Below are 12,430 nucleotides of genomic sequence, written 5' to 3'. Positions count from 1 at the left end.
TTAATATGGAAATAATTACAGAAAAAGTGGTGCATAGTATTGATCCAACTAAATTTCATGAAAAAAGATGTTAATATTCGACAACAGATAGTAAAAAACTACTTTGAAAAATTGAGGGGAAGGTGCCAAGGTAGTTACATTAAAAATGTGAATAATTGGTGCGATATAAATTTAGATATTGACCATCTTTTTCCTGATGAAAAAAATGAAAAGTTGATAGCTTCTTTTGAGAAGATCGTAACAGCCGATCTAACAAAATTGCTTTCCATTAGAGACTATATTGATACTAATAAAATCAAAATGACAGATGGCTTAAAGAACTATTTGTTAAAAACAGTGTACCAGTGTAATATAGATCGGCTTGCTTTTGTTCGGGACCTTGGAGTAACGGTTTGTCCCTATTGTAATCGAAACTTTATTAACAGCAGTTCAAGGAAAACAAGTTGTCAATTAGATCATTTTATTAATAAGAGCGATTATCCTATTCTATCAGTATCATTTTATAATTTAGTTCCCGTCTGTGGTAGTTGTAACCATAAAAAGGGTACTAAGGATTTTTCTTATTCTCCTTATGATAACACTATTGAAATAGATGACATGCTCACTTTTAGTTATGACATTAAAGGAGTTGAATACTTATCTGATTTGTCAAAGCTACATATATTAATTGATTTAGGTTTAAACAAAATATTGGATAAAAAGGATAGAAATATTAGAACTTGAGGAATTGTATCAGATTCATAAAGATGTGGTTCAAGAATTATTAATAAAAAAAGAGATTTATACTGAAGAGTATCAGGTACAATTATTTCGAGAATTTGGAGGGGTATTCGCTTCAAAACAAGAACTTGAACAACTTATCATAGGAGCATATGTTGACTCTGAGAACTATGGAAAAAGGCCGTTGTCCAAAATGATCTCAGATATTGGTAAAGAGTTGGGGATAGTGAAAGGAAACAAAAAAATATGAAGTTACTTTATATGTATGTAGAATCACAAGGTGATATTTTTAGAGATATATTCTTCAACTTTTCCAGTGAGTATATAGTTGAGTACGATAAAGCTTATAATAAAATTTTGATTAAAAACAATCCGAAGTATTTTAAAAACTTCTATGGAAAAAGCATTTCAGATATTACAGCTATTGTTGGGAAAAATGGTTCAGGAAAAAGTTTAATTCTTGAAATTGTAGGTAGAGAAATGAGAGAAAGGATTGAATTATTAAAAATTGAAGGAAAAGAAATAAAAGACCGGTATTTTATGATCTTTCATTAATGAGTAAGGTAGCTGCTGAAGTATGCCGAAGATCTTGTTATGTTTCTACATATGAGTTATGGAGTGTATAGAGATAACCCGCCACACTGACTAGTATCTGGACGACCATACTGATTATTAAGTAACACATCATACATTAATGGAAAAATAGTCAGCCAGTTTAAGGCGGCAACGCAGCTTGTAGACTGTAATAAGGGGAGTATTAATGTATTAATCTGGAAATAATCGTAATAAAGACAATTTAGACAGCAAAATCCAGCTGGCCATTTAAGTTGAAACAGATGCATATGGCATACTTGTTTTGTATCAAATTTCTGTTGAAATTTTGCAAAAGTCATGATCTCCTGCTTAGCCACAACTCTAAAAATAAGAACATATGTTTGTTAATATCTTAACAAACAATTCTTCGTGTATCAAGATTGATCTGAGCTAACTTGACAGCCATATTTACGATCTTACTCAATCCCAAACTCATAAATTTTCTTATTTACCTAATCATTTGATTCTCTAAATTCAACTTATCTGATATATGAAGTGATGTTGAGAACTCTACATTGTCACACCAACGCACTTTACTGTTTCACTGGAGTTGTTTTTTCTTATCTCACATTTTGAAAAAAAATCTTGAACCATGACCCTATCTGTGGGTCATGGTTCAAGATTATAGGAATTATCTTCTGTTGCCTAATTCACCTTACATGTTTGTTATTACTACGAAATAATTACCACCCACCACCCTCACCATGACTATTTGTAGTAATTATGTGAGGAGGAGAGGGGGGGATTAATTGATCCTCATTGGCAGGGATAGTGATATTGTTAGTGAATACAAATGCACATATGAAACTAAGAATGCACGCAATATCCATCAACTTTTTTCTCATTACGATTATAAACCTCCTTCATCAATTGGGAGTATCTTCGGAGATCTGATTGATCGATCTCATGCCGAATATGTTCGATTGTCGAGCAGCATTTTACTATATTAGCTGTATTATTAATTTTATACGAAACATTTAAACTATCCAATATAAATCCTGTGCCCTTATGGATATTTCCTTGATTTATATAATATTCACCAATTTCGGCGAGGAAGATGGCAAAGCGATCATTTATTATTTGTTGGTTATAACTTCCTACCACGCATCCCTGCTCATAATGTTCTCTTATAACACTCTCATATTGTTCTAGATACTTATCAATGTTCCAATGATGTACAATAGCTGCGTGTATAATTCTAAAAAGAGCCCTTAATATTTCATTTTCAAGAGAAGAAATATACTCAATATACTCGTCGATTACTTGAAAGTCTCCATTCATTACTTGATATAGATAGCGATTTCCTTTGGCCCACCTGATGAATTTTTTCTTAATATCTTCGGAAACTTTATCTGATTCTTTGATCCAAGCTTGATCTTCGTAACAGGAAACATAGAATAAAGCTTCATTATAATTAGATTTTTCTGCTGCTATTGAGCCTAGTAGCAAATCAGAGTATAGGATATAACCGAATAAAGGTTTTTTAGGAGTTGAATTGTTCTTCTTATTTTTAGATTTGTTATGATTTTGTGCGTTATAAAGAAATCTCGAAATTCTCCCCATTTCCCGGGCATAGTATTTAGCTTTATCCCATTTTTGGAGGGAAAGTAGAGTATTTGTTAGATCTTCTAGAGCGTCCAATTGTACTACTTCAGGAAGGCGCTGAACGTATGCTTCAAACTGTATTGTACAGTCTAAGTTATGTTCCTGATCCGAGTTTAAGGAGCATGTAAATATTCTATATTGACACATGCCTAATCTCTCGGAATGTTGGTATTTTTCACTCTCGGCAACCTTCTTGTATATGATCAGGGCTGCTTCTCGATCTCCCTTACGATATAGCGCTTCTGCGCTATCAAAGAGCAAAGAAGAATAAGTTAAATTATCCATCATCATACCAATAACGTGATCTAAGCATTTGAGTTTGTCTAGTTCGGAACAACGCATGATAAATGGGCCAAGTCGTCTCCAATTTGGAGATGATTGAATGATACATTCATTCGCATATAAGGAATAAAAATATCCCTCTTCCAAATTCATGGCCTCAGTAATTAAATCCAGGTTGGAGACGGAAAGGGGCTGTTGCCCTTTTATGAATCGGCTGAGAGTTCCTGAATTAATCCTCGATTTATTTGCAAAAGAGGAAATGCTGAGATTTTCCTTCTTCAGGTAACGTAATAGTTCCGTACTTATCGTTGTGTCTGTAGGTATCAAGGATATCCCCCTCCAGATTCAAATTCCATATTCAGGAAAATGACGTATATAAGTAATTTAATGCATAATACACCATTGGTCAATAACTTTATAGTAGGATTAGAAAGATAAGCTAAATTAAACAGAAATACGTAGTTAGTAATTAATTCTTACGAATCTAGCGTTGGGGGAGTAGCATCGATTCTTAAAAAATTTACAGAGTACTGAAATGCGTCCTTTTTAAGCCGTATTAATAGAGTATTTTAGTATTGATGGAATATACTGGTTTTTGGTTGACCTATTAATATACGGCTTATAAGATGGCGGTAGGTGATCACGTTATCCATATATGAAAAATCACTAATGTTTCTAGGACTTGCTCAACTGTAGCAAGATTATCTGCTGAACAGAGTTAATCACCATTACATGAAGAACGGAGCTCTCTTATGTTTGAAAAATTAAAATCCTTGTTCAAATCCTCTGATATGCCAAAGAAAAAGCCGGCTCAACATACGAATAAAGCCAAAACATCAGGAAACAACGCCAAACCCAAGGTTCAGCCTACTCTAATTGGTGAGCTGGGTGAGCATAAGATTAATATTCAACTAGACCAAATGATTTAATGGTCACGAATTCGAAGTCCCGAACGGGCTATTCGCAGATCGACCATGTAGTGATCACGCCACAAGGATTGTTTGTCATCGAGACGAAGAACTACACGGGAGAGATTAAGGGAACAAGAGAGAATAAGTCATGGACAGTTAGTAACCGGTTTTAAATGTATAATCCCTTTATGCAAAATTACGGCCATATTCAAGCAATCAAAAGTTTGCTCCCTGACTACCAAAAGAGCCGTTACATTTCTTTGGTTTCTTTTACAATGCGCTGTAGATTCAGCGTAGATCCGGAACTAAGAAAAATCCAATCGGACGAACTGATTGTGTACGATGTCGAACTGTCCGAATATATTCAGCGCAAAATGAATCGGATTCAAGCGGAGAAGGTGGATACCGTTCTAAAGGAAGCTGATATTCAGAAGATCTATCAATCCTTGCTTGAGTCGAACATCACTGATTCGAAGATTCGGGCTGAGCATGTGGAAAAGGTGAAATTACGTTAATATCAACAGAGATATGTTAACACTAGAAATGAGGGCATATTTATGAAAGGCAAATTCTCTACAACGGCATTATTGCTGAGCTTGGCAGTTTTCTTTTCGTTTACGGGTAGTGTATCTGCTGCAGCAAGGAAACCTAAGGATATCCTTGCTGAAAAGTATCCTAATGAAGTGGTTAAGATCGTCAAAACCGATGACCTGTATATCGACTTCAGCATGGGAGCTTGAGTAAAACTCTTCAATTGATGGGAGATCTGGGAGTTTACATTGATTCAAAGGGTAAAGTACATCAGTACTGGAAGAATCATAGAATCGAAGGCGGCTGGGATCTGGCAGAGGGAATATTCACCTGGAGTACAAAGACCAATAAGTACAAAGGTTCAGGAAAATACGTGCGACAGAGTTAATCCTAAGGAGATATAGTGCATGTGGGATGTTGCACACTGTTGTTCAGGAAAGGCTATGTCGAAGCCCATGGGAGTAAACTGGAGCGCAGCGGAAGGCCACCCAACGAATACAAATGAAATTACTAATTGTGGAATCCTTCACTTCGCTCGATCTTCCTATACTTTAGAAATTTAGTTAATTTAAATCAAAATAACCTGGCACTTTAGAAGCGTTGGGCTCAGCTTGATAAGACGATGAATCTGCTGGTTAGAACATTTCATCAAAGTACATTAAAAACAGCTATTCGTCAGAATAAAAAAGAATACGGTTGTATGTAATTGGCCTATCCTGATCTCCCTGAGCGATCGGCTATTATGTACGCTACACAGAAAAAAAGGACGGGGAAACCCCGTCCTTAACAAGAAGAAGGTGTAGCTGCAACCATGTTGTAAACACCCCCGGTTGCTCCCACGTTAATAGGTCTGTTACTTGCTGATGATGCATATCGTTTCGCAATGTAAAGGCAACTTTTTTCTCCCTTTCCCTCTTACATATATACCGAAAATTACAAGGAGGATTCAACCTAATGAAGAATCTCTCTCGCGGTATTTTATCTTTATGTTTAATCGGGGCATTACTTCTTTCTGCATGCGGGAAATCAGATGGCACTGGCACTCTTTCCAATAGCGAAGCACCTTCCAACACAACAAGCCCAGCACCTTCAACCAACAATACACCAACAAACACAGAAAGTCTGATCGAACCAGACGAGAAAGAAGCAATTAAGGACATAACAGCGGCCGATTTTAAGAAAGGCGTCTCTATTGACTTTGACAAATATAAAGGCAGCTTCTTTGACGACAACATTATCTCCAAATTAAGGAACAATCTTGAATCGGTTGTGGAGAACAACAAAGAAACGTTTGAAGAGAATCTGAACAAGGAGTCTTTGGAATCTATAAGGGAAGGCTTCTATTACACAAACGAAATCGATCAATTTATGTTCTATGATTTGGATCTCATAGAAAAAGTCGATCAGCCAGAACAAATTAGAGTAGGCGTGCGCTTTGCAAAAAAATCCTCAGACGGGAGTGTTGAAAATCAAGGAATTTAAAACCCATACGAAAAATAGAGGCGGCTCCTCGTAAGGAGCCGCCTTGTTGTTGTTTAAGTAAATTCGTTATCTCAGGATCGGCAGTAATGCGGACTTCCGGATATTACTCCTTATAAGTTTGGACGTATTGGTAAACGTCCGCTGCCGTTTCTAATGATCAGGTGCAGTCTGCCGGTCGCTTTTCATGCCGTTATATTGTTTGAATTGTAATAATCTGATTAAAAAAATTATGGAATTAACTTAAAAAACGGAAATAAAGTAAGATCATAGCACATTTAAAACCTGTGGCATGTCTCATGGGAGCGCTACAGATAAATAAAAAAACAAGGAGGTTTGAAAATGACTAATAAAAGGTTTACTTTTAAGCGCTTATCACTTTTGGTAATTTTAGCAGTATTTCTATTCACATTCTGTGCAGCCTTACCGTCAGTAAACGCAGCCGCTAGAGGAGCATGGGCTCCAAATACCGCATATGCAGTAAATGACACAGTAACCTATAGTGGAAGCACTTATACTTGTCTTCAGGCACATACTTCTCTCGTAGGTTGGGAACCGTCCAATGTTCCCGCTTTATGGCAGAAAGGCGGTAGCGACGGAACTACGCCACCAACCCCACCACCGACAACGAATGGAGTAACATTCTATGCAGATATAAACTATGGAGGAAAAGCAGTGACACTCGGGATAGGCAATTATACACTGTCTCAGTTGAACGCAAACGGAATTCCGAATGACTGGATGTCGTCTCTTAAGGTTCCAAGCGGTTGGACGGTTGAAGTATATGAGAATGATAATTTTGGAGGAACAAAGTGGACCTTTACTTCAGATTCTTCCTGGGTTGGCAACACGATCAATGACAAAATGTCATCGGTCAAGATTTATACGGGTTCACCATCTCCTATAGTAACAAAGCCTGCCGAGGTTCCGAGCCATATATGGACATATGTCATGAATGCGGACAATGCCTATGGGAAAGGCGGAGATTTTGCTTTATTGCTAAGTGCTGTTATCAAAAAGGAAAGCAGCTTTGGAGCAGGTTTACCAGGTAGTCCATCGGCCGGCGACGGATTGATGCAGGTAGAACCAAACACACGCAATGCGTATTTATCTCAATTCAGCTCAAAATTTGGCCGTGCGTATAATCATAGCAGTGAACAAGATCAGGTATATCTGGGTGCGTTGATTTTAAATGAGAAGATTACGAAGTTTGGAAATATCTACAACGGATTATTACACTACAACGGTGGAGATAACTGGTATCCGGGAGCTACGGATTCTTATGGCCGTCCTATTCTGGCAGATCAATATGCAGATGCAGTTTACGCTACTTATAAGGGCTATGGCGGAAAGAATTAAGGTGTTATGCCATGAAGAATAGCCTCAGTATGGATACAATCTTATAAACAAATTAAGAAGACGAATTATGACAAGACACTGAGAAATTCTAAGGAATATAGGATCGAACTAAGAGAACTGCCATTCAAGGCGGTTCTCTTGTTTCCGTATATGGCTATAATCATGGTATGATAGACCTTCATCCAAGGGAATTATTTTACCTTTAGAATATATGTTATTTTAATCAAACTAGCCTGGCACTATAGGTGTCATTGCCATAAATCTGCCGCGAAGTACGGGTGAATCAGGCTTTAAGAATATAGGGGGATTACATGTCCTGGAGCAAATTGAAGCAACAACTGGAGAGCTTTCTCTCTCCTGCGTTACATGGAAGGGTCGAATACCGGGCAACCAGTTATCGTTATCTACCTGATAAATCCGGAATTTGTTATCTTGCCGTAGATAAAAAGAACGTCCTTAATATGAGTGATACAACGGGCTTCATCCGATGGTATCAGACAGAGCAGGAAATTAAGAATGATCCGAATATCCAAATTCCGATCAGCCACGAGGAAATTGAAGCGATCAGACAGGATACCAAGGGGACCGTTCCCGAGGATCGTCTTCAAGTCATTGCAAGAAGCCGGAAAATTTCAGAGCTTGCAAAAGAGCTTTTGTCCGCGCAGGCCGCATTAAGTAAATCCAATTTCACTGTGGTAGCTACTACGTTTTTATCGACTTCTATAGATGAAAGCTTGGAGAGCAATGATATCTTATTGAATATTTTAGCTTTGGTGGACAGACGAGTTGGCAAAAAGCGGATTTTAAACATGGCTGAGAAGATGAAGTTAAAGCATCCCGCTGTGCAGTATTTTTATGAACTACGGCGCAGTACGTTATAAAAATGAACTTGCAGCGCTTAATTTCTCGCTCTAACTCAGCTATAGATTTGCAGTTTCGACTCTTCACGTGGTCTTTCATATGACCGTTTGTTGTTGAGGAAATACTTATAAGATAGGATCAATATATGATAGCATCAATATATCCATTCCCTGAAATTGCAAAATCGTTCCAATTTGTCACCATTACTTGGTATGTACCAGGAGGTACGTTCCATATCTCTGCTGTGGTGTTCGTGTGTGTAAATCTCCCAGAGATGAGGACTGGCTTTCCAAAATAATTTCTGTTAACGAGTGTATAATGCACGTCGGGGGCTTTGTTACTATCAGTAGCCCACTGAACAACAGTAATCCTGAATTTCGATCTACTAGTGAATTCACCTGAGAAATGGCCCCCATCGTTTGGGCCCAAATTATTAAAAGCCCAAGACATATTAGCCATAGGTTTAATATTACCTTCTGGTTGAGTTTCTGTGGATTCTACCATCAATGATTCCATAGGAATGACATTTCTTATTGCCTCGTAATATTCTTCCTCAGTAAGTTCACTTAGGATTGAGTCTGTATTCACGATTTCAGAATATGGCGGCGCAAGAATGGTGCTGATTTTTTATTCCATAGGATTAATGATTTTAGCTGTTAGTTTCTTTATGTTGTTTGGTCATTTTGCGAATTAAGTCACATCCTTCTCAGCATGTCAGGGTAGGTTTAATCAAGTGGTCGCATTTTGTTGCGATTATGTATTCGAAAGCGATGTTTGAAGCCGTTAAGAAGGAATCTTATTCGATCGCTGAAGCATGAAGTGGAGAAGAAGATGATCATCTCAACGTTGACTATTGGCTGGGAAGGATGTGGCTCATTGATTCGAACTATGGTGGCACTGGATTTTCCCATTGACGATGCTGATAGTAAAAAGGAACGAGGATGCTAACATCCTCGCTCTTAACAATATCAGCCTTGAGGGCGGTGCCAGTTGCAGGACTAGAAATATGTCGATACCCCCCATTCACTCACGGCCTATTTCTCTTTTTGTTTTGCTTCACTTTGGAGTCGTTTTATCAACCGTTTTTGGGTTGTGCATTAACTTTCATTCGGAATAATCCCTTTCAAACATATAATCTGCTACCTTTTGCCAACGGTGACGGATAGATTTAAATCATTTCCAAGTTGATGAGCCCCACCAACCAGTTGCAATTTTTACAAAAAGGTAATTTCCACCCCCGATAGTTGGTAAAAGTGAGGTATCGATGGTGTGTGGTGTATAACGGTAAAGAGAATAGGTGGCTCTATTATCTACCCAAACATAGTTTTTGTACGTTACCCCGCCGGAAGTTACAGATTTACCAAAATTAATACTAGTAACAGTGCCATCAGGTAGCTTTATTGGGTACCCAGATGATGGTGATTGGGTATAACGATTTTTAAGAGTTTGTGTTCCACCGGAAATCTGATAGTTAAATCCGCCTTTTGATCGATCATCACCAGAATCGGTTGCTCCATAACCCATTGCATAATAGAACCGTCGAGAACTATAATCAACGGATCCTGGCTTAGCAGAAATTAGAGAAGATTCCTTTTGCAGAGTTGCCAGTATAACCTTGGGATTAACTCCGTTTGTTGTGGCAGCTGTACTAATAGCTGAAGCGGCATTGATGGTATGACCATTAAAATATGGATTACCATTCGAGTCTAAATAATAGATTAGAACAACATTTTTCAAAACTGAGTCTCTATTCTCAAAGAATGTCTGAATAGCTGATGAGCTCATGGTTGAAGAATTGGTAAAGTCAGTATCTGTTATTAGAGTATTCATATTAACTCCCGAAATAACTGTACTTTCATATGCAAAGGGAACTATGGGATAGGGAATAGGAATGTTTTCTGATGTGTCTAATGGAACCTGCTCGTTTTCATTAACAAGGTTCTTTTCATTCACAAAAGCCGAGTTTGCATAAGTTTTAATACTTAGAGAATTCGTTTTTTTGTCAAGCTCATAGATCTGCATCCCGTTATACGAATCTGTTGAAGATATCATTTCGCCGTCTGCGTCATACTGGTAATTAATAACATTACCATCGCTATGGAATTCGTTAAGAATATTCCCGTTTTCATCGTATAACATTACGTTAACGTCTCTGTTTGTCAAAACGTATTCCTTGATCTGATTAATAGAGGATAACCTTTCTTGTTGTGGTACAGCGATTTGATCAGCTGATGCTAGATTTGGCATCAATAGGACTAAGGCAACGACCGAAAAAAATAACTTCTTCAAAATCCCAACTCCTTTTGGCTAAATATGGTATAATACCGATACAAATTACATATTCTTCTTTTTAATGGTAAATTCCTCCTTTGTTTAAAAATTTCTTATAGGGGTGATTCATATTAACTTAAAAAAAGTTTTGTTATGCGTTGTTCTAGTTGCTTTGATCGTAACTTCCTGTTCGCCAAGAAATCAGGATCAAATAGAAGAATCCGTAAAATTGGATATGATAAATATTCATATGTACCGTAATGATTCCAGTCGCGTTCAACCCGAACTGATCAATGTTCAAAGTGACCCTGATTTGCTGAGGAATGCCGCACAATGGGCACAGGGTGGAGAACCCGAACCGTTGCCTAATATTCAAGAAATTAAACAAATGTATGTCTTTCAGTTTCAATTTCGCAATGGTGATACCATCCAAGATGTCTATTACATGTACATTACGGATACGAATAATGAGCATTACATGAAGGAATTTGATGGGAGTCTTAAAAAAGATACGGACAAATTTGATGCTTCAGAAAAAGAACGGATATTAAATTTAATAGGACTTGAAGGCTGGAAAAAGGTTTCAGCATCAGACTTATTAAATTCGTGATTGTTAGATTGAATAAATTAGATTGAATTCGTTGCGAAGCGTATCACGTTTTTTACGACAGACAAGGCATTTTTGATCTTCTATCAAGTAGAGAATCTGTGATATATTGCGGGATCCGAATTCAGGATCTGGAGAAGGAAGACCCGCCGGTCTATCTGTGCGCGTGGAACTCCCCCGACTGACAGCTGGAAAATCGATCGCTTCAACGTTTTCTCGCTGCCAAGGCACTCGTGCAGTTAGGTGTCGAGGATCGGATGCCATATTGGGCCATTTTCGATGAGAGCATGTGGAGTTTGTCCGACTATCGCAGATGTATGTGTTTAGAGGAACCGGAGCATGAGATGGAGGAAGGATCAGAACTGAACGCGTGGAAAATCTACGTGAAGGACGATGTGCTGATCGTGTTTGAACTCGACGTATCCGAAGAGGAGACGGATGAACTGTTGGCTGTATACCTGGCGTCCTTTCAGAGAGCGAGCATGGAGAATTTACTGAGCGAGATGGGTAAGGCAAACAATTTGCCTACGTTTCGAACGAATCTTTCAGTAGATCGATAGATATGTAATGCAATACAGAGGAATGAAGATGCTCACTTCTAACAACAGCCGCCATTAAGGGCGGAAAGTAGTGACAGGGACAAGAAATAGGCCGTTTTCGCAATCCACGGGCTCGGAACAAAGAGCCCAGGATCACGAACGGCTGAGATCAGGGCCAGTAACACAAGGCTACCCATTCGAGGTGGTTATTCCACAGGATTTACCGATCGAAGGGGTTATCCTTTCTGATCAGATTAAGAGCCTCGATTGGCAATCTCGCCAAGCCAAGTTTATTTGCAGAGTTCCAAAGAAGACCTTGGATGAGGTTCTGCATAAGGTCGATTTGTTGATTCACTAACCGTACACTATGATATACAAGCCGTTCCCTCGTTTGAGTTTTAATGGAGCGGTTTTTCCCTATAAAATACATTTAGAAGGTATATATGCATGATCATAAATCGATTTTAGGAAAGCAAGAAACACATCGACCAGCATCTCCTAAAGAAAAGTGACGCAGCAGTATAAGAAATTTAATGAGAAATTGATTGAAATATTTTAAAGAATGTAGGATCGAACTATTATAACTGCCATTCATGGCGGTTCCTCTTGTTTCTATACATGACCATAATCATGGTATGATAGATCTTCACCCACGGGTAATATTTTAACTT

General features: G+C 38.1%; 15 protein-coding genes. 13 read left to right on the top strand and 2 right to left on the bottom strand.

Going from position 1 to position 12,430, the window contains the following annotated elements; all coding sequences use genetic code 11:
- Positions 1–39 precede the first annotated feature (39 nt).
- From M2277_RS23405 to M2277_RS23395, 3 genes are read left to right on the top strand one after another with little or no spacing between them, the layout of a single operon-like run.
- Positions 40–723: an HNH endonuclease gene (locus M2277_RS23405; protein WP_036640816.1), complete on the top strand. Its 684-nt coding sequence runs from the start codon at positions 40–42 to the stop codon at positions 721–723.
- A gap of 4 nt (positions 724–727) precedes the next feature.
- Positions 728–970, top strand: coding sequence for a hypothetical protein (locus M2277_RS23400; RefSeq protein ID WP_036640815.1), 243 nt, complete (start codon positions 728–730; stop codon positions 968–970).
- Complete coding sequence (locus M2277_RS23395) at positions 967–1,275, top strand: ATP-binding cassette domain-containing protein (RefSeq protein ID WP_006208353.1); 309 nt, start codon at positions 967–969, stop codon at positions 1,273–1,275. The genes M2277_RS23400 and M2277_RS23395 overlap by 4 nt, the downstream gene beginning before the upstream one ends.
- An 846-nt stretch (positions 1,276–2,121) precedes the next feature.
- Here M2277_RS23395 and M2277_RS23385 read toward each other — a convergent pair.
- Complete coding sequence (locus M2277_RS23385) at positions 2,122–3,528, bottom strand: helix-turn-helix domain-containing protein (RefSeq protein ID WP_006208354.1); 1,407 nt, start codon at positions 3,526–3,528, stop codon at positions 2,122–2,124.
- 425 nt (positions 3,529–3,953) lie between these two features.
- Here M2277_RS23385 and M2277_RS23380 point away from each other — a divergent pair, with 425 nt between their 5' ends.
- From M2277_RS23380 to M2277_RS23350, 7 genes are all read left to right on the top strand, one after another.
- A complete protein-coding gene (locus M2277_RS23380) occupies positions 3,954–4,130 on the top strand; it encodes a hypothetical protein (RefSeq protein WP_006208355.1) in 177 nt (58 codons plus the stop codon).
- A complete protein-coding gene (locus M2277_RS31790) occupies positions 4,130–4,285 on the top strand; it encodes a nuclease-related domain-containing protein (protein WP_234972788.1) in 156 nt (51 codons plus the stop codon). The genes M2277_RS23380 and M2277_RS31790 overlap by 1 nt, the downstream gene beginning before the upstream one ends.
- A 102-nt stretch (positions 4,286–4,387) precedes the next feature.
- Positions 4,388–4,627: a hypothetical protein gene (locus M2277_RS23370; RefSeq protein WP_234972789.1), complete on the top strand. Its 240-nt coding sequence runs from the start codon at positions 4,388–4,390 to the stop codon at positions 4,625–4,627.
- 42 nt (positions 4,628–4,669) lie between these two features.
- Positions 4,670–4,852, top strand: a complete 183-nt coding sequence (locus tag M2277_RS23365) for a hypothetical protein (protein ID WP_006208358.1) — start codon at positions 4,670–4,672, stop codon at positions 4,850–4,852.
- A gap of 745 nt (positions 4,853–5,597) precedes the next feature.
- Positions 5,598–6,125 (top strand): hypothetical protein, encoded by a 528-nt coding sequence (locus M2277_RS23360; protein ID WP_036640814.1) that lies wholly within the window; start codon positions 5,598–5,600, stop codon positions 6,123–6,125.
- A gap of 339 nt (positions 6,126–6,464) precedes the next feature.
- Entirely contained in the window at positions 6,465–7,481 is a 1,017-nt protein-coding gene (locus M2277_RS23355; RefSeq protein WP_076153077.1) for a carbohydrate-binding protein, read from the top strand.
- A gap of 311 nt (positions 7,482–7,792) precedes the next feature.
- On the top strand, positions 7,793–8,362 hold the full coding sequence (locus M2277_RS23350; protein ID WP_036640812.1) for an SF0329 family protein: 570 nt from the start codon (positions 7,793–7,795) through the stop codon (positions 8,360–8,362).
- 1,153 nt (positions 8,363–9,515) lie between these two features.
- Here M2277_RS23350 and M2277_RS23345 read toward each other — a convergent pair.
- Complete coding sequence (locus M2277_RS23345) at positions 9,516–10,631, bottom strand: RHS repeat domain-containing protein (protein ID WP_280755615.1); 1,116 nt, start codon at positions 10,629–10,631, stop codon at positions 9,516–9,518.
- 217 nt (positions 10,632–10,848) lie between these two features.
- Between M2277_RS23345 and M2277_RS23340 the strand changes: the two genes are divergently transcribed.
- The 3 genes from M2277_RS23340 (at position 10,849) to M2277_RS23330 (ending at position 12,117) form a co-directional block, all read left to right on the top strand.
- A complete protein-coding gene (locus M2277_RS23340; protein ID WP_280755652.1) occupies positions 10,849–11,223 on the top strand; it encodes a hypothetical protein in 375 nt (124 codons plus the stop codon).
- 254 nt (positions 11,224–11,477) lie between these two features.
- Positions 11,478–11,780 carry a hypothetical protein gene (locus tag M2277_RS23335; protein ID WP_280755614.1) on the top strand — a complete coding sequence of 101 codons (303 nt, stop codon included), beginning with the start codon at positions 11,478–11,480 and terminating at the stop codon, positions 11,778–11,780.
- Between the two features lie 70 nt (positions 11,781–11,850).
- Positions 11,851–12,117: a type II toxin-antitoxin system PemK/MazF family toxin gene (locus M2277_RS23330; protein ID WP_268741780.1), complete on the top strand. Its 267-nt coding sequence runs from the start codon at positions 11,851–11,853 to the stop codon at positions 12,115–12,117.
- Positions 12,118–12,430: the final 313 nt, after the last annotated feature.

This window comes from Paenibacillus sp. LBL, from assembly GCF_029893715.1.
GTDB lineage: Bacteria > Bacillota > Bacilli > Paenibacillales > Paenibacillaceae > Paenibacillus_AQ > Paenibacillus_AQ glucanolyticus.
Note: the sequence above shows the minus strand (reverse complement) of the source record. Positions and strands in the feature narration are given on the sequence as shown.

Bases quoted from the DNA above. Each gene is read 5' to 3' on its own strand.
- M2277_RS23335 (WP_280755614.1), top strand. From the start codon at position 11,478: ATGCCATATTGGGCCATTTTCGATGAGAGCATGTGGAGTTTGTCCGAC.
- M2277_RS23380 (WP_006208355.1), top strand. From the start codon at position 3,954: ATGTTTGAAAAATTAAAATCCTTGTTCAAATCCTCTGATATGCCAAAG.
- M2277_RS23395 (WP_006208353.1), top strand. From the start codon at position 967: ATGAAGTTACTTTATATGTATGTAGAATCACAAGGTGATATTTTTAGA.
- M2277_RS23365 (WP_006208358.1), top strand. From the start codon at position 4,670: ATGAAAGGCAAATTCTCTACAACGGCATTATTGCTGAGCTTGGCAGTT.
- M2277_RS23355 (WP_076153077.1), top strand. From the start codon at position 6,465: ATGACTAATAAAAGGTTTACTTTTAAGCGCTTATCACTTTTGGTAATT.
- M2277_RS23370 (WP_234972789.1), top strand. From the start codon at position 4,388: ATGCGCTGTAGATTCAGCGTAGATCCGGAACTAAGAAAAATCCAATCG.
- M2277_RS23350 (WP_036640812.1), top strand. From the start codon at position 7,793: ATGTCCTGGAGCAAATTGAAGCAACAACTGGAGAGCTTTCTCTCTCCT.
- M2277_RS23360 (WP_036640814.1), top strand. From the start codon at position 5,598: ATGAAGAATCTCTCTCGCGGTATTTTATCTTTATGTTTAATCGGGGCA.
- M2277_RS23340 (WP_280755652.1), top strand. From the start codon at position 10,849: ATGATAAATATTCATATGTACCGTAATGATTCCAGTCGCGTTCAACCC.
- M2277_RS31790 (WP_234972788.1), top strand. From the start codon at position 4,130: ATGGTCACGAATTCGAAGTCCCGAACGGGCTATTCGCAGATCGACCAT.